Origin of the sequence: Desulfovibrio gilichinskyi (assembly GCF_900177375.1) — a bacterium.
Classification (GTDB): Bacteria; Desulfobacterota; Desulfovibrionia; order Desulfovibrionales; family Desulfovibrionaceae; genus Maridesulfovibrio; species Maridesulfovibrio gilichinskyi.
Genome location: NZ_FWZU01000008.1, coordinates 27,479 through 53,533, shown reverse-complemented (window position 1 = coordinate 53,533; position 26,055 = coordinate 27,479). Strand labels below are relative to the sequence as shown.

General features: G+C 40.7%; 27 protein-coding genes. 14 read left to right on the top strand and 13 right to left on the bottom strand.

Annotated elements, in window-relative coordinates; genetic code table 11:
• Positions 1–87 precede the first annotated feature (87 nt).
• From B9N78_RS17430 to B9N78_RS17390, 9 genes are all read left to right on the top strand, one after another.
• Complete coding sequence (locus tag B9N78_RS17430) at positions 88–1,686, top strand: ABC transporter substrate-binding protein (RefSeq protein WP_085104683.1); 1,599 nt, start codon at positions 88–90, stop codon at positions 1,684–1,686.
• A 61-nt stretch (positions 1,687–1,747) separates the two neighbouring features.
• Positions 1,748–2,740: an ABC transporter permease gene (locus tag B9N78_RS17425; RefSeq protein WP_085104681.1), complete on the top strand. Its 993-nt coding sequence runs from the start codon at positions 1,748–1,750 to the stop codon at positions 2,738–2,740.
• Positions 2,725–3,576 carry an ABC transporter permease gene (locus tag B9N78_RS17420; RefSeq protein ID WP_085104679.1) on the top strand — a complete coding sequence of 284 codons (852 nt, stop codon included), beginning with the start codon at positions 2,725–2,727 and terminating at the stop codon, positions 3,574–3,576. Before B9N78_RS17425 ends, B9N78_RS17420 begins: the two co-directional genes overlap by 16 nt.
• 11 nt (positions 3,577–3,587) lie before the next feature.
• Positions 3,588–4,511 (top strand): ATP-binding cassette domain-containing protein, encoded by a 924-nt coding sequence (locus B9N78_RS17415; protein ID WP_085104677.1) that lies wholly within the window; start codon positions 3,588–3,590, stop codon positions 4,509–4,511.
• On the top strand, positions 4,504–5,109 hold the full coding sequence (locus B9N78_RS17410) for an ABC transporter ATP-binding protein (protein ID WP_085104675.1): 606 nt from the start codon (positions 4,504–4,506) through the stop codon (positions 5,107–5,109). Before B9N78_RS17415 ends, B9N78_RS17410 begins: the two co-directional genes overlap by 8 nt.
• Before the next feature lie 183 nt (positions 5,110–5,292).
• Positions 5,293–6,117 (top strand): pentapeptide repeat-containing protein, encoded by an 825-nt coding sequence (locus B9N78_RS17405; RefSeq protein ID WP_085104673.1) that lies wholly within the window; start codon positions 5,293–5,295, stop codon positions 6,115–6,117.
• A gap of 163 nt (positions 6,118–6,280) precedes the next feature.
• Complete coding sequence (locus B9N78_RS17400; RefSeq protein WP_085104671.1) at positions 6,281–7,174, top strand: YitT family protein; 894 nt, start codon at positions 6,281–6,283, stop codon at positions 7,172–7,174.
• Positions 7,175–7,231: 57 nt separating this feature from the next.
• Positions 7,232–7,936, top strand: coding sequence for an SDR family oxidoreductase (locus B9N78_RS17395; protein ID WP_085104669.1), 705 nt, complete (start codon positions 7,232–7,234; stop codon positions 7,934–7,936).
• A 213-nt stretch (positions 7,937–8,149) separates the two neighbouring features.
• Positions 8,150–9,316 (top strand): Bcr/CflA family efflux MFS transporter, encoded by a 1,167-nt coding sequence (locus B9N78_RS17390; protein ID WP_085104667.1) that lies wholly within the window; start codon positions 8,150–8,152, stop codon positions 9,314–9,316.
• A gap of 142 nt (positions 9,317–9,458) precedes the next feature.
• Here the strand turns inward: B9N78_RS17390 and B9N78_RS17385 are convergent, their stop codons facing one another.
• Together B9N78_RS17385 and B9N78_RS17380 are read right to left on the bottom strand one after the other, a co-directional pair.
• A complete protein-coding gene (locus tag B9N78_RS17385; protein ID WP_245805587.1) occupies positions 9,459–9,623 on the bottom strand; it encodes a hypothetical protein in 165 nt (54 codons plus the stop codon).
• Between the two features lie 100 nt (positions 9,624–9,723).
• Positions 9,724–9,987 carry an RNA recognition motif domain-containing protein gene (locus B9N78_RS17380; protein WP_085104663.1) on the bottom strand — a complete coding sequence of 88 codons (264 nt, stop codon included), beginning with the start codon at positions 9,985–9,987 and terminating at the stop codon, positions 9,724–9,726.
• A gap of 383 nt (positions 9,988–10,370) precedes the next feature.
• Here B9N78_RS17380 and B9N78_RS17375 point away from each other — a divergent pair, with 383 nt between their 5' ends.
• Entirely contained in the window at positions 10,371–10,781 is a 411-nt protein-coding gene (locus tag B9N78_RS17375) for a bacteriohemerythrin (RefSeq protein WP_085104662.1), read from the top strand.
• Positions 10,782–10,933: 152 nt separating this feature from the next.
• The gene (locus B9N78_RS17370) at positions 10,934–11,122 is read left to right on the top strand and encodes a (2Fe-2S)-binding protein (RefSeq protein ID WP_085104660.1); all 189 of its coding nucleotides are present in this window, start codon (positions 10,934–10,936) and stop codon (positions 11,120–11,122) included.
• 162 nt (positions 11,123–11,284) lie between these two features.
• On the opposite strand, the gene B9N78_RS17365 is transcribed toward B9N78_RS17370, so the two are convergent.
• The 4 genes from B9N78_RS17365 to glnH all read right to left on the bottom strand — a co-directional run bounded on the left by B9N78_RS17365 (position 11,285) and on the right by glnH (position 14,232).
• Positions 11,285–11,860 carry an EF-hand domain-containing protein gene (locus B9N78_RS17365; protein WP_085104659.1) on the bottom strand — a complete coding sequence of 192 codons (576 nt, stop codon included), beginning with the start codon at positions 11,858–11,860 and terminating at the stop codon, positions 11,285–11,287.
• A 147-nt stretch (positions 11,861–12,007) separates the two neighbouring features.
• Positions 12,008–12,739, bottom strand: coding sequence for an amino acid ABC transporter ATP-binding protein (locus B9N78_RS17360; RefSeq protein ID WP_085104657.1), 732 nt, complete (start codon positions 12,737–12,739; stop codon positions 12,008–12,010).
• A gap of 4 nt (positions 12,740–12,743) precedes the next feature.
• A complete protein-coding gene (locus tag B9N78_RS17355) occupies positions 12,744–13,412 on the bottom strand; it encodes an amino acid ABC transporter permease (protein WP_085104655.1) in 669 nt (222 codons plus the stop codon).
• A gap of 73 nt (positions 13,413–13,485) precedes the next feature.
• Positions 13,486–14,232 carry a glutamine ABC transporter substrate-binding protein GlnH gene (gene glnH / locus B9N78_RS17350; protein WP_085104653.1) on the bottom strand — a complete coding sequence of 249 codons (747 nt, stop codon included), beginning with the start codon at positions 14,230–14,232 and terminating at the stop codon, positions 13,486–13,488.
• A gap of 582 nt (positions 14,233–14,814) precedes the next feature.
• Here glnH and B9N78_RS17345 point away from each other — a divergent pair.
• Both B9N78_RS17345 and B9N78_RS17340 read left to right on the top strand, forming a co-directional pair.
• Positions 14,815–17,001 carry a glutamine synthetase III family protein gene (locus tag B9N78_RS17345; RefSeq protein ID WP_085104651.1) on the top strand — a complete coding sequence of 729 codons (2,187 nt, stop codon included), beginning with the start codon at positions 14,815–14,817 and terminating at the stop codon, positions 16,999–17,001.
• Between the two features lie 223 nt (positions 17,002–17,224).
• The gene (locus B9N78_RS17340; protein WP_085104650.1) at positions 17,225–17,767 is read left to right on the top strand and encodes a hypothetical protein; all 543 of its coding nucleotides are present in this window, start codon (positions 17,225–17,227) and stop codon (positions 17,765–17,767) included.
• Positions 17,768–17,835: 68 nt separating this feature from the next.
• On the opposite strand, the gene B9N78_RS17335 is transcribed toward B9N78_RS17340, so the two are convergent.
• The 3 genes from B9N78_RS17335 to B9N78_RS17325 are packed head-to-tail and all read right to left on the bottom strand — an operon-like array spanning position 17,836 to position 21,462.
• Positions 17,836–18,063, bottom strand: a complete 228-nt coding sequence (locus B9N78_RS17335) for a YgdI/YgdR family lipoprotein (protein WP_085104648.1) — start codon at positions 18,061–18,063, stop codon at positions 17,836–17,838.
• Between the two features lie 54 nt (positions 18,064–18,117).
• The gene (locus B9N78_RS17330; protein WP_085104646.1) at positions 18,118–19,770 is read right to left on the bottom strand and encodes a glycosyltransferase; all 1,653 of its coding nucleotides are present in this window, start codon (positions 19,768–19,770) and stop codon (positions 18,118–18,120) included.
• A 9-nt stretch (positions 19,771–19,779) separates the two neighbouring features.
• Entirely contained in the window at positions 19,780–21,462 is a 1,683-nt protein-coding gene (locus B9N78_RS17325; protein ID WP_085104644.1) for a CgeB family protein, read from the bottom strand.
• 170 nt (positions 21,463–21,632) lie between these two features.
• On the opposite strand from B9N78_RS17325, the gene B9N78_RS17320 reads away from it, so the two are divergent.
• Positions 21,633–22,343, top strand: a complete 711-nt coding sequence (locus B9N78_RS17320) for a CatA-like O-acetyltransferase (protein ID WP_085104642.1) — start codon at positions 21,633–21,635, stop codon at positions 22,341–22,343.
• Positions 22,344–22,401: 58 nt separating this feature from the next.
• Here B9N78_RS17320 and B9N78_RS17315 read toward each other — a convergent pair whose 3' ends face one another.
• The 4 genes from B9N78_RS17315 to B9N78_RS17300 all read right to left on the bottom strand — a co-directional run bounded on the left by B9N78_RS17315 (position 22,402) and on the right by B9N78_RS17300 (position 26,052).
• Complete coding sequence (locus B9N78_RS17315) at positions 22,402–23,352, bottom strand: aminodeoxychorismate lyase (protein ID WP_085104640.1); 951 nt, start codon at positions 23,350–23,352, stop codon at positions 22,402–22,404.
• Between the two features lie 231 nt (positions 23,353–23,583).
• Positions 23,584–24,612, bottom strand: a complete 1,029-nt coding sequence (locus tag B9N78_RS17310) for an aspartate-semialdehyde dehydrogenase (RefSeq protein WP_085104638.1) — start codon at positions 24,610–24,612, stop codon at positions 23,584–23,586.
• Positions 24,613–24,707: 95 nt separating this feature from the next.
• On the bottom strand, positions 24,708–25,580 hold the full coding sequence (locus tag B9N78_RS17305) for a methylenetetrahydrofolate reductase (protein WP_085104636.1): 873 nt from the start codon (positions 25,578–25,580) through the stop codon (positions 24,708–24,710).
• 67 nt (positions 25,581–25,647) lie between these two features.
• Positions 25,648–26,052: a (deoxy)nucleoside triphosphate pyrophosphohydrolase gene (locus tag B9N78_RS17300; protein WP_085104634.1), complete on the bottom strand. Its 405-nt coding sequence runs from the start codon at positions 26,050–26,052 to the stop codon at positions 25,648–25,650.
• Positions 26,053–26,055: the final 3 nt, after the last annotated feature.

Sequence of the window (26,055 nt, the reverse complement as noted above, 5' to 3'; positions counted from 1 at the left end):
AAAAACACAACCTCTTTAGGTGTTACTAACTTGACATATGTAACATTTAATACATATGACTTTTAAAAAACAATCTTGGAGGTCTCCGTGTTTAAAAAAACTTATACTGGAAAACGTCTCTTGCAGGTTTTCGTGTTAAGCATTTTTTTGCTGACCATTGCCTGCACAGCCTTTGCTGCCAAAGACAAACTGGTACTCGCTGTCGGTGGAGAAAATGCTGAAGGGTATGATCCGCTTTTAGGCTGGGGGGCTTATGGTAATCCCTTATTTCAGAGTACATTGCTGAAACGAGATTCAGATCTAAACATTATTCCTGACCTGGCTGAAAAATGGACTCTTTCAAAAGACCGCCAGACATGGACAGTAACAATCCGTAAAGGTGTTGTTTTTTCAGACGGCTCACCGCTAACCGCCAAAGATGTAGCCTTCACATACAATAAGGCACTTGAATCCGGCGGAAAAGTAGATATTTCCCCGCTTGAATCAGCAACCGCTGTGGACGATTCAACTGTCACCCTTAAGCTTAAAGAGCCGGACATTACATTTATTCAGCATCTGATTACATTAGGAATTGTCCCTGCAAAACTTTACGGTCCAAATTATGGTCGTAATCCAATAGGATCAGGCCCGTACAAGCTTGTTCGCTGGGACGAAGGACAGCAGTTGATAGTTGAAGCCAATGATAAATATTACGGAGAACAGCCTTCAATTAAAACACTCGTCTTCCTTTTTTCAGATGAAGATGCAGCCCTTGCGGCGGCACGTGCCGGACAGGTCGACGTACTTGGCGTACCTTCCAACCTTGCTCGCCAAGACATACCGGGCATGAAACTGCACGTTGTTAAAAGCGTTGATAACCGCGGTTTAATGTTCCCGATGGTTCCAAATGTCGGCCAAAAGACTCCTAATGGATTGGCTATCGGCAACAATGTTACTGCTGATATAGCCATCCGCAAAGCCATTAACTACGCCATTGACAGAGAAGCTTTAGTCCTAGGTGTTCTGGACGGATACGGCCGCCCCGCTTTCGGTGTGGTTGATGATCTTCCTTGGGATAACGCAGCTATCCGTTTCAAAGACAACGATCCTAAAAAAGCTATCGCCATTCTGGAAAAAGCCGGATGGAAAGACACGGATGGTGACGGCATTCGCGAAAAGAACGGCCTTAAAGCTGAATTTACTGTTCTTTACAACTCCAAAGATTCTTTACGCCAAGGATTGGCTCTTGCCATTTCCGATATGCTCCGCCCTATCGGCATTGAAGCTACTCCAAAAGGTGTAAGCTGGGATCGCATCAAAAACGATCTGACTAACTCAAATGTCGTTGTTTACGGTTTCGGCGATCACAGCCCGCTCGAAATGTACAATCTTTACCACACTTCCGGCCCTGAACCTATGTACTGGAACGCTGGATTCTACTCCAACCCAGTTGTTGATAAATATTTAGATCAGGCCCGTACCGCAAAATCCTTTGAGGAATCAATTCCATATTGGAAACAAGCTCAATGGGATGGAAAAACAGGATTCACTGTTCCCGGTGATGCTGCATGGGCATGGCTGGTTAACCTCGACCACACCTACTTTGTGAATAAAAGTCTGGATGTAGGCAAATCCCAAATGGAACCGCATGGTCACGGCTGGCCGATCACAACAAACATTCAAGAGTGGAAATGGATTTCTGAATAATCTTATAAGTGAACAAATCGGTCAGGAAGAAATTTCTTCCTGACCGAAATTCCGGTACACCATGACAAAAAGAATACTTAAGTTTCTCGCAAAAAAAGCTGTTCACCTTGTATTGCTACTCATTGCAGTTGCAATACTGTCATATACATTGGTCAGCTTTTCCCCCATTGATCCGATTGATGCTTACCTCGGGCCGTCAATACTGAAAATTTCACCGGAACAACGCGAAGTAATCGCTCAGAGATGGGGGCTCAACCAGCCTCCCATAACAAGATTTTTTAAATGGGGCGAACAGGTAATAAAAGGCAATCTTGGAAAATCCACAATTTTTAACGAACCTGTCATTTCAGTCTTAAAAAAACGGTTTGTAACTTCATTTTGGCTGATGTCCGTAGCGTGGCTGTTATCGGGCGGATTGGGTTTTATTCTCGGCGTACTTGCCGGAGCGTTCGAAGACTCTGCGCTGGATAAAGCAATTCGTTTATATGCGTATACCATGGCCTCCACGCCGACATTCTGGGTCGGGATAGTCTTGCTCACAGTGTTTTCGGTTCAGCTGGGCTGGACTCCGGTTTGCTGTGCATGGCCTGTAGGATCAAGCGAAATGGAAGCCACACTATTTCAAAGAATTCATCACCTCATACTTCCGGCAATAACTCTTTCGCTGGTCGGAATTGCCCAGATTACTCTTCACACCCGTGAAAAAACGGTTGAGGCAATGCACAGCGATTATGCCCTGTTTGCAAGAGCTCAAGGCGAGAAAGATCTGGGGATTGCCTTCCGTCATGCCCTGCGAAACGTTGCGATCCCAGCTGTAACGCTTCAATTTGCATCGCTTGGCGAATTATTCGGCGGCGCAGTTTTAGCAGAACAGGTTTTTTCATATCCGGGATTAGGAAGGGCTACTGTCGAAGCCGGTTACAGAGGTGATGTGCCTTTACTTTTAGGAATAGTTCTCTTCAGTGCCACTTTTGTTTTTATCGGCAATACCGTTGCTGACCTCATTTACCTGATAGTCGACCCCAGAATGCGGAAAAAATGGAGCGCAGCATAATGATTCACGCACTCAAACTTCATGACCGCAGAAGCAGAACCATCGCAATCATAATCGGCTGCCTTATTTTCTTTTCAATAGTTTTCATTTCTGCGTGGCTCTACGGAAGCCAAGGGGAAGTAACAAACTTAGGTTCCCGTAAACTATCACCCAGCTTCCCTCACCCGTTCGGTACCGACTGGCTTGGAAGAGACATGCTCGCCAGAACTTTAAAAGGAATTAGAATAAGCCTCGGCGTCGGCCTTTCGGCAGCAACGTGTTCGTCAGTCATAGCTTTAATATTCGGCCTTGCCGCTGCGACCATGGGCAAAACTGTTGACAGCATTATCACTTGGCTTGTCGATATCTTCATAGCAACTCCGCATCTGGTTCTTCTAATACTTATATCCTTTGCCTGCGGAGGCGGAGCCAAAGGTGTTCTCATCGCGGTTGCGGCCTCACACTGGCCGGCCCTGACCAGAGTAATCAGAGCGGAAGTGATGCAACTTCGCTCGGCAGAATATATTCAAATGTCAAAGCAACTCGGGAAAAGCCCTTTCTTTATTGCAAAACATCATATGCTTCCGCATGTAGCACCGCAATTTATGGTCGGGCTGCTTCTTCTGTTTCCTCATGCAATTTTGCATGCTGCTGCGCTCACATTCCTAGGTTTCGGGATGTCCCCGCACACTCCTGCAATCGGAGTATTACTTGCGGAATCCATGCGCTACCTTTCAATGGGAATGTGGTGGCTCGCAGTAACTCCGGGAATTGCCCTTGTTATTACAGTTAAAGCTTTTGACATCTTAGGAACCAATGTTCGCGCTTTATTAGACCCTAGAACCTGTAGAGAATAGGAAGGTTTTACATGCTAGACGTAAAGCAGCTTTCGATATGTTTTTCAAACTATTCATTCGGACTTAAAAAGCAGGAAGTATGCGCCATACGCAGTTTAGATTTATCTGTAAAAGCCGGAGAAGTCGTTGCCGTGGTAGGACAATCCGGTGCAGGTAAGAGTCTGCTTGCACATGCTCTGCTCGGCATTCTTCCAAGAAACGCCCAAGTAACAGGCTCACTTTCATTTAAGGGAATGGAGCTGACGCCTAAAGAAATGGTCCGCCTGCGAGGCAGAGAAATTGCCCTTGTTCCGCAATCTGTGGCCTATCTAAATCCGTTACTCCACGTCGGGGTTCAGATATCCCGCGCAGCGGAGCTTAGCGGTATCGCCGCAAAATCTTCGTGGTCTTCAACTATCAAAGCTCTAAAACGTTATAAATTAGATGAAGAAGTGGCCAAGCATTTCCCTTTTCAACTGTCAGGAGGAATGGCCCGCAGGATTCTGACAGCTACGGCTACCATAGGCGGAGCAAGCCTTATTTTAGCAGATGAACCTACCAACGGCCTTGATGAAGATACCGCAAAGGAAACACTCGAACATCTGCGCCAGCTTGCTGACTGCGGCAAAGCAGTGCTGCTGATTACACACGACATTGAGGCCGCTCTTCAGGTTGCAGACAAGGTCACAGTTTTTTGCGGAGGTGTTACGGTTGAAGAAGCCTTTGCGAGTGATTTCTATGGCGAAAACAAACTTCGCCATCCTTATTCGCAAGCTCTATGGGCCGCACTTCCTACAAATAATTTTGTAAATGACCTGCCGGAAAAAATACATGCTGCAAACAATGGAGGTTGCCCGTTCAGCGCAACATGCTGCGAACGCGGTGACCTGTGCGGAGAAGTTTTGCCGGAATTACGCGAATTTAATGGCGGACGGGTAAGGTGCCAGAATGCTTAAAGCTACAAACCTGACTTTTAAATACGAAAAAAACAAACCGTGGCTTTTTGAAGATTTTGATCTCAGCATCGCTCCTGGTGAAATTGTCGGACTTCCCGGCCCCAGCGGTCGCGGTAAATCTACACTGGCGAAGATACTCGCAGGATACCTATCGTCCCATGAAGCAGGCGAAGTCCTTATTGACGGCAGTCCACTGCGATTAAATGAATTTTGTCCTGCACAGCTTATTTTTCAACATCCGGAACTTGCGGTTAATCCACGCTGGAAAATTAAAGAAACACTCTGCGAAGCGGGAACGCCTGATAAAAACCTTCTTGAAGAGTTATCTATAAATAATGCATGGCTGGAACGTTATCCACACGAACTTTCCGGCGGAGAACTTCAGAGAATATGTCTCGCCAGAGCTTTAAATCCCAAAGTAAAATATTTACTCTGTGATGAAATGACTTCAATGCTGGACGCGCTTACTCAGGCCGCAATATGGAAAGTTGTGCTGGGAGTTGCAAAAAAAAGGAACTTAGGACTTCTTGTCATCAGTCATGACGGAGCATTGATATCAAGACTTTGTGACCGGACTATTCCGTATTTTCTGAGCTAATTTCAGCTTGAAAGACAATATAATTCAGTGATAAACATGAAAACAAAAACTATGTCTTGATGGGCATAAATTAATAATAAGGTTATTTTAAATACATAGCTTAATTAAAATTAAGCGAAGATTGCAAATTTATTTATTTTTGTGTTTATATACAGTTTGCAACTTAAAAATATGAATCATATTATGATTAAATCAAATGAGTTTACAAAAAGTTTTACTTGTAAGTTAACTGCATTGAGAATCTTTGAATGGTTTTCAATTTCAACTTTCGCTGTATTTATTCTCACCCTGTGTTTTTGGGAAGAGATTATTAAGTACACTGCCAATTTACCTCAAGATACCGATAGTCACCTTGGGCTAACTCTTGGAGCCTTTTCTCTTTCCTTTGTTGAAGCGATAGTAATAGTTTTCTTTTTATGGTGCGGAAAGAAATATTTATGCAAAACTGCAGCAGTTAAACAAGCCCTGTTCACAGACAGAATTAATGAAGCATTAACAAGGCTTAGAAGTGAAGAAATTTTTGTACGTATTTCAGCTCTATCGGAACTATGGCGCATAGCCAAAGAAACAAAGACTGAAGGCGAAAAAATAGAAATATTAGATACTATTTGCGCTTTTATCCGCGACCTTTCCCATACCTCCCCCTCTGCAACCTCTCTTACTCATTCTCCAGAGCTAAAAAATAATATTGAAAAGAATGGAACTGCGATCAGAAATGACATTCAAATTGCGTTGAAATTTGTAACCAGAAACTTAGATGAGTTAGGTTTAAAATCAAAATATTCACTAAACTTATCCAGCGCTAACCTGAAACAGGCAAACCTTATTAATGCCGATCTTACAGGTGCAAATCTTTTAGGTACAAATCTCTATGATTCAAAGCTGCAAGGAGCAAAACTTGCAGAAGTCTTTTTCTCTCCTGACACTTTCACTGGAGCATGGCTCACCACAAAACAGTGTAAAAAACTTGGAATTAAAGATCATAAATGGATACTGGAAGAAAAGTAAAATTTAGACATATCTCAGGATCAAAAAACTCCCCCGCCGCTTGATTTGTTAATCTGCTATGTCCATGTTAGAACTGCCGGATATGGCAAGTCGCAATCAGCAATTGCTGCTAATTGCAGTAATTAACTATACTCATTCTTAAGTCTTTAAAAAGAAAAGTAATATGTCTCAAAAAAAACATCCTCTTGGTAAAGGTTCTTCATTCAGTCTCGACTTTACATACTCATTCTGGTGGAATTTAATACTTATTACAGTCGGATCCATCATTGCCGGAATAGGACTTCGCAGTCTAGCAGTTCCTTACCAGTTTATGCCGGGTGGAATTTTCGGTTTAGCATCTTTAATTTTTTATAAAACAGGAATCCTCTCACCGGGGTGGATTTATCTTATTCTTAACGTACCGCTTTTTGTATTCGCGTGGATAAAAGTCAGTAAACGTTTTTTCTGGTACAGCGCATACGCAACCTTGGCAACAACCGGATTTTATGAACTGATAAACATTCCTATGCACGTCGACAACCAGCTTTACGCTTGTGTTGCATGTGGTTTGATAACTGGTTTCGGATCCGGAGTTGTGCTGCGTTCGCTCGGTTCAAACGGCGGCCTTGATGTAATAGCTGTTTATCTTTACCAAAGATTCAATATAGGTATTGGTAAAGTATATATTATTTTCAATGCCGTTATTTTCAGTTTAAGCTTCTATGAACTCTCACTTGACTTAATCATCGCTTCACTGATCCTAGTTTTTATATCCGCTATGATAGTTGATAAAACTTTATCACTATTCAACCAACGTAAAGTCGTTTTTATTATCTCCGACAAAGCAGAAGAGATCAGTAATGATGTTCTCCATAAACTTAAACAAAGCGGAACATTTATAAAAGGTATCGGAGCATATACAAAACAGGAAAGAGATATCCTGATGACGGTTGTCAATAATGTTCAGTTAAAGAAATTAGAAGAAATAGCATTCAGTCACGATGCTAATGTTCTTTTCATAGTTGAAAATACGTTCTCGGTTGTCGGATCAAGTTTTTCTAAACGAAAAGTATATTGATATAAATTCTATATAACGTTTTTAATCCATACAATTGATCACAAAAGGAAAAATATTATGACTCAAAGTAAAGTTGCGATAATTACTGCCGGCGGTAGCGGTATGGGCGCAGGAGCCGCACGCAAATTAGCTGCAGAAGGATATCAAGTTGCAATCCTGTCCTCGTCCGGCAAAGGTGAAGCTCTTGCAAAAGAACTCGGAGGATTCGGCGTAACCGGTTCCAATCGTGTTCCTGAAGATCTCTCAGCTCTGGTCAACGGCACTATGGATAAATGGGGACGCATTGATGTAGCTGTGAACAGTGCAGGACACGGCCCTAAGGGCGACATTCTCACAATGACTGACGAAGACTGGGTAACCGGGATGGAAGTTTACCTGCTGAACGTCATCAGAGTAGCCAGACTGGTAACTCCGATTATGCTTAAACAGGGGTGCGGATCTATCGTCAACATTTCAACATACGCCTGTTTCGAACCTGAACCGTTGTTCCCCACATCGGGAGTTTTCCGTTCTGGACTTGCCGCATTTACTAAACTGTTTGCAGACCAGTACGCTTCAAGCTCCATCAGGATGAACAACGTGCTGCCAGGATTCATTGATAGTCTTCCTGAAAAAGATGAAAGACGTGATCGTATTCCAATGGGCCGCTATGGAAAAGTCGATGAAGTTGCAGAAGCGATAGCTTTTCTTGCATCAAAAAAATCCAGCTATATAACAGGGCAGAATTTACGCGTCGACGGAGGAATTACCCGGTCAGTTTAGTTACTAATAGTCGATATACCCCTTAATAAAATTTTATGTATACCACGAGACCTGACTTTGCTCAGGTCTCTTTTTTTTTGCGTGATCAAAATTAACCTTTTTTTTACCTTCACTTCTCTATATGTATGATCACAATCAACAGATCAAACGACTACGGTCTTAACCTGCCTGATAACTTTCCACTTAAATTTACTAAATATCTGAGAATCAACTATGCCCAATCTTTTATTGCTGGCCCTGCTAGCTACATTCCCATCGCTGTCTACCGATATGTACTTACCGGCCATCCCCACACTTCAAACGATTTGGGGAATCAGCCTTGCAGAAGCCAACATATCACTTGTTGCCTTTTTTATCAGTTTCAGCATCTTTTTACTGATACATGGCCCACTTTCAGACCGTATAGGAAGAAAACCGGTATTGCTTGGAGGAATAATTCTCTTCATAATCGGCAGCCTGCTCTGCGCGGCGTCACAATCAATAACGTGGCTGGTTGGAGCACGAATTATTCAGGCAGCAGGCGCGGCAGCGGCGTTCACTCTTTCAATGGCACTGTCTAAAGACTTATATGACGGGCCACAGCGGCAGAAAATTCTTGCATGGATGGGCGTAATTCTTGCTTTCTGCCCCATGCTTGCGCCTACCCTCGGTGGATGGCTTCTTCTGATTGCTTCATGGCGATGGATTTTTATTTGCCAGGCAACCCTTGCACTGGTTTCACTATATGGATCATTTAGACTAAAAGAACCACTTAAAGAAAAAACAAGTGGAGGTTTACTGGCAGTAGCGTCGCGCTATTTTGTCATAATGCATAATACCCGCTACATGATATTCACCGTAGCATTCTCACTTATGACTCTAGGCCATTTTGCATTCATCGGTGGATCGGCGGATATTTTTATTACCGGCTACGGAGTCAGCAAGCAAGCATTCGGTTACTATTTTGGACTTATCGCACTCGGCCTGCTGCTGGGTTCATTCACATGCTCCAGATTCTGTTCAGGTATTCCACCGCTTAAAATTCTGACATTTTCCTTACTGGGCATACTGATCACGGCATCATTTCTAGTGATTGAAGGCGGATCGACACCTTTATTGTTTATATGCCCCATGGTGATAATGTCTTATTTGCTGGGACTTAGCCGACCGATCAGTAACAATATGGTTCTGGAAGAAGTTGATAAATATGTGGGAGCAGCTTCGTCTTTGCTTACATTTACTATTTTCATACTTGCAGCAATAGCAATGCAGTTCATAGCTTTTGATTGGCCAAATAAACCGGCTGTAATCGGCAAGCTTGCAATGTTCGGCTCAACAGTGCCGCTAATAACCATGTGGGTAATGAATCGTATTACAAAGAAAAAGGCTGTCTGCCGTTAAGAACGGTAAATGAAAGGTGATTTTCTGAAAAATGAGTTCTTTTAGATTAGTTAGACTTATAAAATAAAATTCATCCGGTTTAAAATATACATTAAACCGGATGAATCAGTTCTTAGCTTCTGACCAGACATTTATTCCATCACTATATTGTGTCTTCAGTTTCTGAAGTTTCTTCAACATCCTCACCATTTTCATCAGACCCTGTCTGCTTCTTAGCTAATTGGCGTTGTTTCTTTTCTTCTTTCTTTTTCACTTTTGCCAAATCTTTCTGACGTTTCTCAAATTTATAATTACGCTTAGGTGGCAATGATATCTCCTCGTTAAACATTAAAAAAAGCAAAAAAAAACGCCCGTCTCCCGAAAGAGAGACGGGCGCCGGATACCGGACTAAAATTCGAAAATTTTAACTACCAGCGTGGACGTTCTTCACGTGGTTTAGCTTCGTTAACCTTAAGGTTACGTCCGCCGAAATCTTTTCCGTCCATGTTGTCGATAACTTCAAGAGCACCGGCATCATCCATTTCAACGAAACCGAAACCGCGAGGACGGCCAGTTTCACGATCTTCGATGAGGTTGATAGAAATAACTTCACCGTAAGCTTCAAATGCAGCACGGAGTTCTTCTTCAGTAGCAGACCAAGGCAAATTTCCAACATAAAGTTTTTTAGACATTATATATTCTCCTAAAAAATTGTTAAGACGATGACGCCTTCGCGTCAACAAAAAAAGGAGCAGTGTACAAGATGCACATTGCTCCTCGATATTCCTGTTCATTTTAAACTAGCTTCGGTCACATTCAGACCACGCATCCACGCGCGTTGCTAGTGTGTAGAAAACTCTTATCTAGTAGAAAGGTCATATTGTCAAGACATTTTATCTTTTTTATCACCACTAAGTTCAATTTAAATCAATTCAAGAAAATTAAACTTTAACAAATCCACAACACTTCTTATCTAAAGAGCAAAGTCCCCTCCTTATTTCAAAGATATTAAAAGCTGTTTCTTGCTTTACCATAAAGACACGTATAATTATAAATGCAAAACGAGGGGTCAAATATGCCTTTACTTACTTGGAATTCAAACTATTCGGTTGGAATCAAAATAATCGACGATGATCACAAGGTACTTATTGATATGATCAACAAAGCCTGTGATTCAATTGAACGTATGGAAGAGCAAAAAGTGTTAATAGGGTTAGTTAGCGATATGCGCCAATATGGCATGCAACATTTTTCAACAGAAGAAGGTCTCATGAAAGAGCATGACTACCCGGACATAGAAAGCCACAAAAAGTTGCACAATCATTTCATTATATATGCAGCGTCCTTAGACAACATGCATGACTCTGATAAAGAGAATCTCGAGCCACTTAAAATATTCAAATATCTCGCTGACTGGCTGCGAAACCATATACTCATTATTGATAAAAAATTCGGCTCTTTTTTAATTGATAAAGGCGTCAAATAAACACAGGCCGGATTCAATTTCCATTTTATGTTTCCTTATTCAATCTGTCTTTTAACAACAACAGTTATCGGATATTTTCTTACGAAGTGATTTTTGATTGAAGTAAATTCCAGTTTATCAAAACATCGGTTAATATCAAAATTGGAGCGTTAATGCCAACGTTTACCGAAGATATTTTGCTGGCACCTGAGAGCGAAATTGTTTGCTACTGCTCTGCTGTTACGAAAAGAGAAATTGTGGAAGCCATTGCATCAGGAGCTGACTCTTTGACTGCTATCAAAGATGTAACCGGAGCATGCACCGTTGCAAGATGTAAAGAAATGAACCCGCGCGGCAGGTGATGTTCAATCGAAATTAAAAATCTTCTTGGTAAGAAGATTCCTTTTTTGAATTCAATATGAAAAGTATTTTATTTATAACTTAGAGTTTTTTAACGTTTTTTCATTATAAAAAAGGCGTAATCCTTATGATTACGCCTCAATAAAATCACTTTTTTTGACTTATCATTTCCCTTTTTTCCAATTATCCCATTCTGTTTTACTTAGTTTTCCGTCTTTATTAACGTCAGCTTCACGCATAATCCGTTCAGCATTTAAGGGATATACGTGCACGACTTCGGAACGAATTATAGTTTTATCTCCATCGCTATCAATATCAATAAAACCTCTGGTAAAACGCACTCTTTCGAGATTATATTTTATTGCCTTAGCTTTTCTACCACCCTCTATATAATACAATGAAAGAGTCTGTTTTCCGGTAATTGTTCCCAATGTATAGCCGTCTTCATCTTCAGCAAAATACAGATGCGATCCATCCTCATCAATAATACCGCAGAAAGATTCAGTCAGAGCATTTTCATTATTATCTGCGAACCAGATTTTATAGCCGGAGAACATTGAGCCATCTTGTTTATTGATAACAAAAACAGCTTTATTAGCTTTTACGTCGCCATCTTTAGTTATAAGTTTAACCTGCCCTCCCCATGTACCACGCAGTTCCGGCGAATCTGCTGCAAATGCGACTGAACTGAAAACCATAAGAATCAGAACACCGAGACTTAAGCATAAAGACTTCTTCATAGAGTTACTCCATAATAAATTAAGGTTTAGGACTGACTTAATTTTATTGAGGATATAACCGAATTCGTCAACACTTTATTAACAAGTATAAAAAAAAGGCGACCTCTCTTAGAGAAGCCGCCTTAAAAGAATCAATGTTATCAAAGACTAAAGATGCGAAACCACTTTACCCAAAAAATCTTTTAATCTTGGGTTCTTAGGTTTAGTGAAAAATTCTTCGGGGCTACCTTCTTCTTGAATAACTCCTTCATCGATAAAAATAACCCTGTCTGCAACTTCTTTAGCAAAACCCATTTCGTGAGTAACAACGATCATGGTCATTCCTTCTCTTGCAAGTTTCTGCATTACATCCAAAACTTCACCTACAAGTTCAGGGTCCAGCGCAGAAGTAGGTTCATCAAAAAGGATGACTTTAGGCTGTAACGCAAGGGATCTGGCAATAGCTACACGCTGTTTTTGCCCACCTGACAGCTGATCTGGATAATTTATCGCTTTTTCTTTCAAGCCTACTTTATCAAGAAGTTTCAGCCCGAGTTCATTGGCTTCACTTTTGTTCATATTACGAACTTTGATCGGGCCCAGAGTAACGTTTTCCAAAATAGTCATATGCGGAAAAAGATTAAACTGCTGAAAGACCATACCAGCTTCAGTACGGACTTTATTGATATCAGTCTGCTTATCCATAATGTCATAACCATCGACGAAAATAGTGCCGGAACTTGGAACCTCAAGCTTATTAATGCACCTTAAAACCGTTGATTTACCAGATCCGGAAGGACCGATTATACAGACAACCTCACCGGATTTGACATGTAAATTAATCCCTTTAATAACTTGAAGATTTCCGAAATTTTTATGTAAATTCTTAATTTTAATCACAGATCTATCTCCGGGTGGTGTTAAGCTTTTTTTCTAACATTTTCATAGCTTGGGCTATTGAAAGAGTCATAACAAGATACACGCACGCAACTGCAAGGTATACTTCAAACGCCCTGAAGTTGACGGATGTAATCTCCTGTCCTGTTCTCATCAGCTCACCGACACCGATAACCATCAATAAAGAAGTATCTTTCAGACTGATAATAAACTGATTACCTAAAGGCGGAATCATACGTTTTAAAGCCTGCGGCCAGACAACGTAACACATTGTCTGAGTACGGGTGAGCCCTATAGAACGCCCGGCCTCAACCTGTCCAGGGTCAATAGATTGAACAGCACCACGCACGATTTCAGCAATATACGCACCGGAGTTTACAGCAATAATTATGATACCGGCAGTAATAGGTGTAATTCGAACACCCGCAGCCATAGGTATTCCATAATAAAGAAACATTGCTTGAACCAGCATAGGAGTACCGCGAATTGATTCAACATAGACTCCGGCAAGTTTTCTGGTAAAAATAGACCGCGCAAGCTTCATTAGCCCTGCAATACTACCGAGTATAAATCCGCAGAACAATCCCCCGACAGCGATCTCAACAGTAAGTTTGAGACCGCGCATAAGCATAGGGAAAGTATCCCAGAACACTGAAGTTTCAAATACGAATGCCATACTTTCTCTACCCTTTTAAAAGAATGAGGGCGGCCGATAAAGCCGCCCTTAAAATTACAGGAAAAAACAAATATTATTTAGGTTCTGATCCAAACCATTTGACATAAAGAGTGCGATATTCGCCATTAGCGCGAAGTTCTTTCAAAGCAGCATTAACTTTTGCTACAAGAGCACTTCCTTTAGGAAAAGCGATTCCGTAAGACTGTCCCTGATATAATGGACCGACAACTTCAACCTGGCCTTTTGGAGCCTTACGTACGTAGTCACCGATAACTGGGGAGTCAAACATTACAGCATCAGCTCCGCCTGCAACAAGTTCCATGAACATAGCGTCACTGTTAGGGAAAAGTTTAACTTCTTTAGCACCGCAGTTTGTTTTAACAAAGTCAGCTGAAGTAGTGCCGAGTTTAGTTGCAACTACTTTTCCTTTAAGATCTTTAATATCTTTAATGGAGGTATTGCCAGCTTTCACAAGAATAAGAATACCGGCATTGTAGTATGGATCTGAAAAATCGACAACTTTGCTGCGTTCAGGTTTAATAGTAATCCCTGCAATACCTACATCAACCTGATTTGACTGAAGTCCTGGGATAATTCCATTAAAATCCATGGGCTGTAAGGTGTATTCAGTTCCGATTTTTTTCGCAATTGCATCCCAAAGCTGAACATCAAACCCAGTATGTGTTCCAGTTTCAGGATCTTTGAACTCAAAAGGAGGAAAACTGGTATCACAGGCAACAGTTAATTTATCAGCAAAAGCTGATCCAACCATCAAAACAGTTAGCAGCGCAGCAACACAAAGTGACAATAAATTTTTCATAAAACCCCCTAAACTGGCATTGTTTTTTTAAAAATCTTCCCAATTAACAACTGAAGATTGATCCGGATGTTTCAAAAATCACCAACAAATTATACGTAATTTTTAATTATTAACACTAATATTTCAAAATTTCAAGATTTCAAGAACAACTGAAAAGAACATACCGATGTTTAAAAATTGAAAAAATAATGAACTGAATTAAATATATTTTTAACATTTCAATTCACTAAAAAATAACATAATACAGCTTATGTATTTCAGACAATGAGCTATCTATATGTTTGCTACAGCTATCAGCGAATTCGAAAACAGAATTTAATTATTGAAGACTTACAATTTTGAGCAGGATTTTAAAAAATATGACATTAATGTATCTTTGTAGGTTTATTTTAGCCTATTTTTAACATTTTCGTCAAAAACTAATTTAATAAAAAACATATAAATCATCTAACAGCTTGTTTTTTAAGTATATATATATTTAGGCACATTCTCTGCTTTTATAAAAATCATGTTTTGCAAATAAGTACCAACACTCCGTGTAAACGGAGGTTAATTTTAAATAATCTCAAGGAGCTTTTTGAAATGAGTTCAAACCAGTCCCGTCAGAACGCAATCACAGCTGTAACTAACTATACTCCACCAGCAACTCCGCTGAACTTTGCGGACATGAAACCCACAGACCTCTTCGGCTGTAACGTTTTTAACGATAAAGTAATGAAAGAGAGACTTCCTAAAGAAATTTACAAATCTCTCAGAAAAACTATCGAAAAAGGCGAAGCTATCGATCCTTCAATTGCCGATACTGTTGCTAACGCAATGAAAGAATGGGCAATGCAAAAAGGTGCAACACATTATACTCATGTATTCTATCCCCTTACCGGTTTAACAGCTGAGAAACATGACGGATTCCTCAGCCCTGACGGCAAAGGAAGTGCTATCGCTGAATTTGAAGGCAAACTTCTCATTCAGGGTGAACCTGACGCATCCAGCTTTCCTAACGGAGGTCTCCGCACAACTTTCGAAGCTCGCGGATACACAGCTTGGGACGTAACAAGCCCTGCATATATTTTGGAAAATCCTAACGGAACGTTCCTTTGTATTCCGACTGCATTTATTTCTTGGAAAGGTGAAGCTCTCGACAAGAAAACTCCTCTTCTCAGAGCAAATCAGGTTGTTGATAAACAAGCTCAGCGTATTTTAAATATTTTCGGTGATAAATCAGGAAACCGCGTTGTTTCTAATGCAGGCCCAGAGCAGGAATACTTCCTTATAGATAGAAACTTCTACTTTGCACGCCCTGACCTTCAGCTTTCAGGCAGAACTCTTTTCGGAGCTAAACCTGCAAAAGGTCAAGAACTGGACGATCATTACTTCGGCGCAATTCCACGCCGCGTCCTGTCTTTTATGATGGATGTTGAACACGAACTGTATAAACTTGGTGTGCCTGTTAAAACTCGTCACAACGAAGTTGCCCCCGGACAGTTTGAAATTGCACCTGTTTACGAACATGCAAACCTCGCTACCGACCATAACCAGATGCTTATGACCACCCTTAAATCCATTGCTAAAAAGCATGGTATGGTTTGTCTGCTGCATGAAAAACCATTTGCAGGCATCAACGGCTCCGGTAAACATCTTAACTATTCACTAAGTTGTGAAGGACACGGCAGTCTTTTCAATCCAGGCGAAAATCCTCATGAAAATGCTCAGTTCCTGATTTTCTGCGCTGCTGCTATCCGTGCCGTACATACTCACAGCAAACTCCTCCGTGCAGTTGTAGCCTCTGCAAGCAACGACCATCGTCTCGGTGCTAACGAAGCTCCTCCAGCAATCATGTCCATCTTCCTTGGAAAACACTTAACTGAAATTTTCCAGAAAATTCAGGAAGGCAACTCCCCTACCCCTACAAGTTCAGGATTCCTGAAAGTCGGCGTAGACACACTGCCTACTCTTCCAAGAGACGCCGGCGACCGTAACCGCACAAGTCCGTTTGCTTTCACCGGCAACCGCTTTGAATTCAGAGCAGTAGGTTCCAATGCATCCATTGCCGGACCTCAGGTTGCACTGAACACAATGATGGCTGAATCCTTAGACTTCATTGCTACTGAGCTTGAAAATGCAACTAAAGGTGATCCATCCAAACTCAACGGAGCAGTTCAGAAAGTAATCAAAGATATCATGGACAAACACAGTGCCATTCTCTTTGACGGCGACGGCTACTCTGCTGAATGGCACAAAGAAGCAACAGAAGGTCGCGGACTTCCTAACCTGCCGACATCTGTTGAAGCAATTCCGGCCATCACCGCACCTGAATCAGTTGAAATGTTCACGAAGTACAATGTCTTCACCGAAAAAGAACTTGAAAGCCGTAAAGAAATATACCTTGAACAGTATAATCAGGCTATAGTTACTGAAGCGGCACTTACTGTGAAAATTGCAAAAACTCAGATATTCCCGGGTGCTGTTCGCTACCAGAATGAACTGGCTGCAACATGCGCCAACATGAAATCAATCAATGTACCTTTCACTACTGACGTTCTTGTGGAAGTAACTGAAGGTCTCAGAAAAATGCAGGCTGCAGTTGTCGCTCTTCAGAAAATTATGGACAACAACACTGAAAGCGATGCAGAGAAACAAGCTCATTACCTCTGCTACACAGCTCTTCCAGCAATGCTTGAAGTCCGTAAGTATGCAGATGGACTTGAAAATGTTGTAGCTGATGACCTCTGGTCACTTCCAAGCTACTCTGAAATGCTCTTCATAAAATAATTAGCAAGATACCCCTTAGACCTCCATACACATTGAAGCCCTGCTTGAAAAAGCAGGGCTTCATGCGTTTTAGCTACTTATGAATAAATTTTAATTAAGCAATCCAGTTTGTTGTTATCCATTAATCATATAAAAAACTGCACTTTCTTCTTGGAGTAATATCAAAAAATATATATGTATGACTTCTGTATTTACTAAAAATGTAACTTACGCGGAGGATCATATGCTTAAAAAAGTGCTACTCATTATAACACTTATTCTTTCGTTAGCCTCGGTCTCTTATGCTGTTTCTCCCTTAACTTCTGATGAAATTGAGAGAGTAATAACTACAATGGAGCAGCTTGATCCGTATATGGATCAAATGGATAAGGAAATGAATGAATCAGGGGCTCAGCACAACGATATATTCGATCCGGAAATGATGAAAAAAGAATGTGCTCTTATATACGGTTACAATGCAAACGCTAAAAAAATAATTGAAGACAACGGATTTACTGCTCAAACTTGGCCGGACACTTCCAGCAGGGTATTAAAAGCTTTTGTTTCAATCGCTATGGAACAACAGCAGGCGGACGGAACGGACAACATGAACGCAGCAATTGCTCAGATTGATTCGGACCCCAATATGTCTCCTGAACAAAAAGATGCCATTAAACAGCAAATGAAAGCCGTAATGAAGGCGGCGGAATCAATGATGCAAGCTCCGAAAGCAGATATTGATGCCGTCCGGCCGTACTTTGACAAACTTACCGCAGCAGTTGATTAAATTTTTCAATAAAAAAGAGGAAGGCTCTGTGAGGCTTCCTCTTTTTTTGTTTTAATGCAGATTAAATATTAATCTTTATTTTCTTCAATTTCCTTAACATCTTCACGCTTTAAAATAATATTCTGTCCATCCAAATTTTTAAATTCATAACTCTGGGATGACTCAGAATATTTAGGTTGCCCAACTGAGACAACTGTGGAACCATCAGTTTTCATAAGGGTATAGTGGCTGGTTCCGCATCCAGAAAAAGCAAACAAAGCTGTACATACAAAAAGAACGGCAAGGATTTTTTTCATAATTAGACTCCTGAAATGTATTTAAGATCTTCACCAGAACGACATTTGAATTATTTATGCCATAGTTTGCAGCACAGATGCAATCTTTAAAGATTTTTCAGTAAAATCTTTCTCGAGCCTTTCAATATCATTTTTTATAATCTTTAAAATATCTGCACCTGAATACTTAGATTCAAGCTTAAGTAAATTTCCTACTCCACCGCCCCTCGCAGCTGAACTTGAAGAAATAGCTGCACCGGATTTACGTTTATGAAGCACTTTTAAATTTCCCTGATACACAGCAGTTCTTCCGGCAGTAGCAATCATTAAATCATGGTCAACATCATCATATTGAGTCGGTGTAAATCTAATATCAAAATTACCTATCTCATCTAAAACAGACTGTTTAAATAAATGAAAACATCCAGTTACAGAAGTACACGGTCTGCAAAAATCAAACTGTCCATAATCGAGATCCTGATTGTGAGGATCTAGATATAAAAACTCAAAACCTCGCGTATTGTCATTAAAATCTTCGGAAGTTTCTTTCAGATGCAAATCTGCATGCTGAATAATCTCTTCATGATCATAATTTACAATTTTGCACCCCCATACTCCTGCGTCGGGATATGAAATTACCGCTTTATTGAATTGAGCCTGCCAATTAATAGGAACAATCGCATCGTCATCAAGATAGGCTACATAATCGAACTCTTTAATATCTTCTAACGTTTTAAGCCAGTTACGCGCGGCAGGCGCACCTATATTCACCGGAAGATTGATTGCAGTTAATTTATTACCAAGCTTTTCGTCCCAGTGGCTCACAACCTGTTTAGTATCATCCGTGCTTCCATTATTTAGAACAAAAACGTGCACATTAGTAAGCGGAGACTTCGTTAAAGCTATCATAGTTGCATTGAATTCCTCTGCCTTATCATAAGTATAGAGGCAGACCGCTACTTTACCGTCTAGCAGGCTTTTACCGGAACTTTCGTAAATTTTGTCATGAACTTTAAACCATGTATTTACCTGCCACGGTCTTGCAGTCATCCGGTCCCGCCATAATATCAATGCTTCATCTCGGCGCCCCATACGGTCAAGCGATTCTGCCAGGCGCAAAAGACTTTCACCTAAGATAAGAGTATTTTCAGAAACATCAGCATAAATATTTTCCGCACGTTCATAATCACCCAAGCAAAAAGCAATATCACCCGAATATTTATTCTTAATAATCTTCATGGCGGAAGGCCAGCCGCGCGCTACGGCCTCTTGCGCCAACTCATAACGACCTAAGAAAAATGATAAATCTAAGAAATGAGATAGCCAGAAAATATTCTCAGGCTCACGAGTGGTCTGACTGGCCAAATATTCAAGAAGTTTTTCTTTGTCATCTTTTGCAATGAGACGTTGCAAAAAACTTATATTTTCAGGAATTTTGTTATTACCTGAGACAAACGAAAGTGTTTCAACAAGCTCAGCCGGTAAAAATTTGAGCTGGCGATTGATTGACAAAAGATTTGTTGCCAGTTGCCCATCAAGCGGGCTGGATTCCCACGCGGCAAGCAGTAGATCAACCCCGAGATCGATTAATGGAGCACTCTCTTTTCTATTATCAGATGAATTTAAAATTCTACTGGCGGTATCCATCAGATGAGGTTTGCCATGCCCGGAAACTAAGAGCCTGTAGCGCGATTCTATATCTAAAAAATCCCAAAATGTTCCTGTCATATCGTATCCTTACCCGAAGGTTTTCCTCATTTTATCCATGAGGCTTATCAGTCTGTGTTCATAAGTATGTTCGAATAATATCCTTTTCAGAGCGGCAGCACTAACTCTCGCTCTCATTTTCTTATCCTTAATACATCTTTCCAGCACCTGAGGTATTTCTTTAACATTTCTATACGAAATAATCTCGTTTTCCGGCTCGAAAAGGTTTTCCATCTGCTCGCGGTAATCTGTAAGAATAAAGCCTCCGCATGCCGGAACATCAAAAATACGCTGATTTACAGCCCCCTTCATCTGCCTGCTGGTACAATTGAAACTGACATCCGACATTGGATAAAAGGCCGGAAGATCAGTATAATAATCCAAAGAAGAAAGGTAATGCCAACCTTTATTATCAAGCAGTACATGCCATCCGCAGTCCCCAACAATAAGCGGGTTGAAACTAAGAAGCTCCTTGATGCATGACAGCCTGTACTGACGTGTTGCCTCCCACGTTATTAAAGCTTCAAAGGATAATTTTTGTTCATCCGTTGCAAATCCTTCAATAGCTTCTAAAACCTGAGGATGATTTTTCTTAAAATATTCTTCAACGGAAATGTCGGCAGATTCACAAAATTCAGCTGCGAGCTGTTGATATTTATTACTGATGTTCGCAGGTAATTTTGCGCCTAAAAGAGTGTTTGCGACCGCGTCAGCCATAGAATTCCCAACAAACGAAACCTTCGCCCGCCAACTGTTTTTACCTTTTATGCCAGCCTTAAATCGACAGGGATCTGTAGCGAGCGGCAAATAAAAAACGTTACCGTATCCCTTATCATGCATAATTTCTAAATTACCGGCATCATAAGTAAAAATTGCCGTAAGTTCTGGTGAAATATCCTTGTAACGGTAAAGCACTAAATGGGGGTTATCCACAAACCATGAGGCTAAAGGCAGCTTTAACTTCAAAAGTAGATCCGTCAGCTTCCCTTCCCTGTCTATTCCAAAGTGATTAACAGTGAGAGCAAAATCTGGCTTAAATTCAACTACTGATTTTAATAAATCTTCAACAAAACCATCACGAACTGTGTCACCCAGCCCGATATCAACGGTGCGATAAGAAATACCTAGACGATCCAAGGCAGAAATTATTTCACCGGTTAAAAAGTATGGGCGGTTTAAAAAAAGTATTTTAGGTTTCACATTTTGAAACTTAGGATATTTTACCTGCTCCCAAAAATCAAAACCATCCTCAGTTTTTTCCATCTCTGCGAGAGTATTCGCAATGACTGCGTACCAATCTGGATCAAGGCGCAAATATAATGGTATTTTAATAATTTCAAATGATCGCCCGCCATTAACATTCTGCCATTCTTTAAGTGAATTTAAAACTTCAGCAGGTTTTCCATCAATCCATAGAACCTGAGGATGATCCCTGAAACGATCAGCACCTGTCAGCTTTGCAATTTGCGGATCATTATCTACAACGGCCACAGGTCCGCGCTCAAGCAATTTTTCTATACAGACACCTAACCCTGCCCCGAAAAGAACAGGAAGAGTATGGGCTCCCTTATCAGATACACCGACAAGAGTTCTTTCTCGCTCATCCCCTTTACGGCCCCAAAGATGCCAAACCTTACCTTCGATCAAAATTCGAACATCGGTGAGTCTGGAAGATTCTTCGACAGGTTCGACTGTATATATACGTTTTGTCATAAGATTTCTTTAATCTATTTCAGTTAGGTGTGACAATGGTGAATTACCTTTCGGGAGAGGTCTTGATCTGCAAAACAATTTATGAAGTTAAAAACAAAACTTGCCAATATTGAGGATATCATTATCGTGTCTTTTCCAGATTAGTTATGAAATATTAAACAGGATTTCCAATGAAGAATGATATACTAGAATCAGCTCTTAACACAAACAGCGTTATGCGTAATTTAGATATGGAAAGCTGGGAAAGGCGTGACCATTTTACCTTCTTCCAGAATTTAAAATCATGTAATTACGGGGTTACCATACAGCAGGATGTTACCGAACTTTTAAAGTTCAGAGAAAATATTAAGGATTCCGGCGAATCAATCCGCTTTTCCGACGTATTATATTTTTTCGCCATGAAATCTGTTAACGCAATTCCTGAATTCATGACAAGAATTGTAGACGGAAAACCTGTCATTTTTGACAAGGTTCACCCCGCCTTCACGTATATTTCAAAGGGTTGCACTCTGCACTCTAACTGTTTGGCAAAATATGCTGATAATTACGCGCAGCAGGCAAAAAACATAGAAATTTCCCGTCTAAACACAGATAAAAATCCAACCTTGACGCCTGAAAACGGCGAAAAACAAAATCTAATATATTTCAGTATTGCTGTCGGAATTCCGTTCACTTCTCTCTCAAACCCTTGGGGAGACTGCAACATTGATTCCGTTCCGCGGATAATCTTCGGGCAAGTGACAGAATCAGAAACAGGAAAGAAGATATTACCTGTCTCAATAGAATTACTGCACAGTCTGGCAGATGGAAAACATGTAGCCGAATTCTTCAGGTTATTCGGAGAAATGTGCACTAACCCCGAAAAGCATATAAATATTTAAAAAAACAGGTGGAAATTTTCATTCGATAATTTCCACCTGTTTTTAAGTAACAAAAACACTAATACTTCTTTAAAACAGTTCCATTTTCTTCTACATCTTTCGCAAGCAATTCACGCATACGTTTACATACAGGACCGGGCCTTACATCATGAATCGGTTTTTTATTAAATCTGACTACTCCGACTGCGTCAATTGAGGTTCCGCAAACTATTACTTCTTTTGCCAAGAGAATATCTTCTTCAGAAATTGCGCAATAATCTACAGGAAATTCGTCAGCTATCAACTGAATAGCCCTGAGCATAGTTGTTCCAGCTAAAGCATTATTAAATTCGGGAACTTTGATTGTCCCGCCTGCATCAACGATGCAGACATTCTCAGTTGCGCCTTCTGCTAAAAAGCCCATGCGATCGAAACAAAACGGCATATCAAACCCTTGTTCAAGAGCTTCACGCTTCATCAATACATTCGGTAAATAATCAATTGATTTGATTGTTGCTAAATATGGCTGTTTTGCCGGTATTGAGGTTTTAAAAGCTGTAAGACCCTTTTCATACCAAGACTCAGGCTTTGGATCGTATTGATAAACAACAATATATAATGACGGAACCGGACACTCGTACGGGCTGATACCGAAACCTCCGACGCCTCTGCCAAGGAGAACCCGCACAAGACCGGATTCACATTCGGCTGCGCTGCAGACATCCAAAATGATCTCGGACAGTTCCTCCCATGAACATGGGGGCTGAAGATGTATTGTGGTGGCAGATCTCTTCATTCTGCGTAAATGAGGATCAAGCTGATAAAGCTTTCCGTTTACAAATTTCATGGTTTCAAAAACGCCATCTCCGCGATGAACCAGATGATCATCCCACGGCATAAGCATTAATTTAGGATCAGTGCATACAAACCCTATTCTATGCTCGTAAAAAGCACGGACCTTTTCAGTTCCGGCGCGCATAGCATTAAGCATCGCATCGAGATATTGTTCGCTATCTACTTTTTTGATCAACTTAGACTCCATAAATTTATTAATAATCCCCGAAGAGACAGATTTCGCCACATGCCGTTAAAATATGATTATTTAAGCGGCTTTGTTTCAACTTACAAAACAATCGTAAGATTCGGCAAGTGATTAACTCTGATTATTCTATTAATTCCGTTTAAATAATCAGCACTGAAAAAAAAAGGCCGATCTTCGAAAAACGAAGATCGGCCTGAAATGATATTGAAATTATATAAATTAAGCTACACGAACAAGGTTGCGTGCAATAAGAGTTTCAGCAATCTGCACAGTATTAAGAGCTGCACCTTTACGGATATTGTCTGAAACAACCCACATATTAATACCGTTTTCAATGGTTTCATCTTCACGGATTCTGCCGACAAAAACATCATCTTCACCGGCACAGTCAATTGCCATAGGATACTGACCCTTTTCAGGATAGTCTATAACGGTAACTCCGGGAGCAGATGCAAGAATATTTCTGCAATCTCTCACAGTAAGTTTTTCAACAGTTTCAATATTCACAGACTCTGAATGACAGTAGAAAACAGGAACACGTACTGTTGTTGCAGTAAGTTTAATGGAGTCATCACCCATTATCTTCTTGGTTTCATTGACCATTTTCATTTCTTCCTTGGTGTATCCATTCTCAAGGAAGATATCAATCTGCGGCAGACAGTTAAATGCAATCTGATGCGGGTAAACATCGGAGACAATTTCTTTGCCGTTGAAAAGCCTGGTAACCTGAGTTTCAAGTTCATTGATAGCTTTTTGCCCGGTGCCGGAAACGGCCTGATATGTAGAAACGACTATACGCTTAATCTTAGCTTCATCATGAATAGGTTTCAGAGCTACAACAAGCTGTATTGTAGAACAGTTCGGGTTGGCGATTATGCCTGGATGCCAGTCAAGATCATCGGGATTAACTTCCGGAACAACAAGAGGAACCTTAGGGTCCATTCTCCATGCGTTGGAATTATCGATTACAACGCACCCAGCTTTTACAGCCAGAGGAGCAAACTTTTCGGAAGTACTGCCGCCTGCGGAAAAAAGAGCTATGTCAAATCCTTCAAAGGAATCTTCTTTAAGCTCACGAACGATTAATTCGTCGTCTTTGTACGGAACTTTTGTTCCTGCGGAACGGATAGAAGAAAAAGGAACGACTTCAGATGCGGGAAAATTTCTCTGCTCAAGGACTTTGAGCATTTCGCGACCGACCGCGCCTGTAGCACCGACAACAGCAACTCTAGGATTCTTAGTACTCATGGCTTTTTCTCCGTATTCATAGTCTGAAACTTAAAAAAGTGATCAGGTTTAATTTTAGTGATAATGATCAAAACTTGACCGCAACATTTAACAAATTAAAATTTCAAAGCCTGTCCGATTTCAAGACATGCTTTCGCTCTGTTCAAGGTATACAAATGCACCCCCGGAGCCCCTCCATCAAGAAGCCCCTGAGCCTGCTTTGTGGCGTAATCTATTCCAAGGCGATAAACCGCATCATCCCCGCCTTCAGCGTGCGCTTTTTCAAGCGCGCTTAGGTATTTACCGGGAATAGCCGCGCCGCATAAAGAAAGAATAAATTTAGCTGACTTAAGGCTCATAATAGGCAAAACACCCGGAACAACCGGAACATTAATACCCATCTGGGAAAGCCTGTCACAAAAATCAAAATAAACCCTGTTATCGAAAAAGAGCTGAGTAATGATTAATTCCCCGCCCTCATCAACTTTATATTTCATCCACTTAAAATCTTCTTTAATTGAAGGAGATTCAAGGTGAGCTTCAGGATATCCCGCAACAGCGATTCCCATGCCCGGATGGTTCTCGTTTACGTAAGTGACTAAATCAGAGCCCTGCTTAAACGCCTGTTTGCTAAAATCAAAATTAGCATCATCAGCAGGAGCATCACCGCGTAGCGCGAGAATGTTTTCTACCCCTGCTTCACGCAATGAATTAATGAAATAGCTTATATTTTCAGGGCTTGCACCAACGCATGTTAAATGAGCCAAAGGCTCAATTCCCATATCCTGCTTCATCTTCTTAACAATTTCAAGGGAATTACTTTGAGTGCCGCCACCTGCGCCATAAGTTACAGATGCAAAAAGAGGATTCAGCACCTTTAACTTTTCAACAACTTCAAAAAAAGCAGGCCATGACTCTTTATCCTTAGGCGGAAAAAATTCTAAAGAAAGAAACGGTTTTTTTTCTTTGATCAAATCTACAATTTTCATGCACTCTCCTTACTGGGCAACGGACATTCATCGCTATTTACAACAATTATGCTGTAAAATTCCTATTTTATCCCAGATCTCTTTCTTTAAGTAATTCAAGAATCTCATAATTAACAGGTAAAAACTTTACATCAACTACATTATTAAGATCAAACCAGTCAAACAACTGATTTTCCATTGATGTAACATCTCCTGAAAATTCCCATATATCAAAAAAGCTTAATTTTACAGTATACTCTGGATAATCAACTATCTTTTCCATCCAGAAATCAAATTTTAAAGGTGTAATTCCCAGTTCTTCCTGTAATTCACGGACAAGAGCTTCAGAAAGAGATTCTCCCTTTTCCACTTTGCCGCCGGGGAATTCCCAAAAGTTTTCGTAATCTTTGCCTTTCGGCCGTTCAGCCGAAAGAAATAAACCATTTTTCCAAACAATTCCGGCAACAACAGAAACAGGATTCCGAGCAACCATGAG

Bases quoted from the DNA above. Each gene is read 5' to 3' on its own strand.
- B9N78_RS17425 (WP_085104681.1), top strand. From the start codon at position 1,748: ATGACAAAAAGAATACTTAAGTTTCTCGCAAAAAAAGCTGTTCACCTT.
- B9N78_RS17420 (WP_085104679.1), top strand. From the start codon at position 2,725: ATGGAGCGCAGCATAATGATTCACGCACTCAAACTTCATGACCGCAGA.
- B9N78_RS17415 (WP_085104677.1), top strand. From the start codon at position 3,588: ATGCTAGACGTAAAGCAGCTTTCGATATGTTTTTCAAACTATTCATTC.
- B9N78_RS17410 (WP_085104675.1), top strand. From the start codon at position 4,504: ATGCTTAAAGCTACAAACCTGACTTTTAAATACGAAAAAAACAAACCG.
- B9N78_RS17405 (WP_085104673.1), top strand. From the start codon at position 5,293: ATGATTAAATCAAATGAGTTTACAAAAAGTTTTACTTGTAAGTTAACT.
- B9N78_RS17400 (WP_085104671.1), top strand. From the start codon at position 6,281: ATGTCTCAAAAAAAACATCCTCTTGGTAAAGGTTCTTCATTCAGTCTC.
- B9N78_RS17395 (WP_085104669.1), top strand. From the start codon at position 7,232: ATGACTCAAAGTAAAGTTGCGATAATTACTGCCGGCGGTAGCGGTATG.
- B9N78_RS17390 (WP_085104667.1), top strand. From the start codon at position 8,150: ATGCCCAATCTTTTATTGCTGGCCCTGCTAGCTACATTCCCATCGCTG.
- B9N78_RS17380 (WP_085104663.1), bottom strand. From the start codon at position 9,987: ATGTCTAAAAAACTTTATGTTGGAAATTTGCCTTGGTCTGCTACTGAA.
- B9N78_RS17375 (WP_085104662.1), top strand. From the start codon at position 10,371: ATGCCTTTACTTACTTGGAATTCAAACTATTCGGTTGGAATCAAAATA.
- B9N78_RS17370 (WP_085104660.1), top strand. From the start codon at position 10,934: ATGCCAACGTTTACCGAAGATATTTTGCTGGCACCTGAGAGCGAAATT.
- B9N78_RS17365 (WP_085104659.1), bottom strand. From the start codon at position 11,860: ATGAAGAAGTCTTTATGCTTAAGTCTCGGTGTTCTGATTCTTATGGTT.
- B9N78_RS17355 (WP_085104655.1), bottom strand. From the start codon at position 13,412: ATGGCATTCGTATTTGAAACTTCAGTGTTCTGGGATACTTTCCCTATG.
- glnH (WP_085104653.1), bottom strand. From the start codon at position 14,232: ATGAAAAATTTATTGTCACTTTGTGTTGCTGCGCTGCTAACTGTTTTG.
- B9N78_RS17345 (WP_085104651.1), top strand. From the start codon at position 14,815: ATGAGTTCAAACCAGTCCCGTCAGAACGCAATCACAGCTGTAACTAAC.
- B9N78_RS17340 (WP_085104650.1), top strand. From the start codon at position 17,225: ATGCTTAAAAAAGTGCTACTCATTATAACACTTATTCTTTCGTTAGCC.
- B9N78_RS17335 (WP_085104648.1), bottom strand. From the start codon at position 18,063: ATGAAAAAAATCCTTGCCGTTCTTTTTGTATGTACAGCTTTGTTTGCT.
- B9N78_RS17330 (WP_085104646.1), bottom strand. From the start codon at position 19,770: ATGACAGGAACATTTTGGGATTTTTTAGATATAGAATCGCGCTACAGG.
- B9N78_RS17325 (WP_085104644.1), bottom strand. From the start codon at position 21,462: ATGACAAAACGTATATATACAGTCGAACCTGTCGAAGAATCTTCCAGA.
- B9N78_RS17320 (WP_085104642.1), top strand. From the start codon at position 21,633: ATGAAGAATGATATACTAGAATCAGCTCTTAACACAAACAGCGTTATG.
- B9N78_RS17310 (WP_085104638.1), bottom strand. From the start codon at position 24,612: ATGAGTACTAAGAATCCTAGAGTTGCTGTTGTCGGTGCTACAGGCGCG.
- B9N78_RS17305 (WP_085104636.1), bottom strand. From the start codon at position 25,580: ATGAAAATTGTAGATTTGATCAAAGAAAAAAAACCGTTTCTTTCTTTA.
- B9N78_RS17300 (WP_085104634.1), bottom strand. From the start codon at position 26,052: ATGGTTGCTCGGAATCCTGTTTCTGTTGTTGCCGGAATTGTTTGGAAA.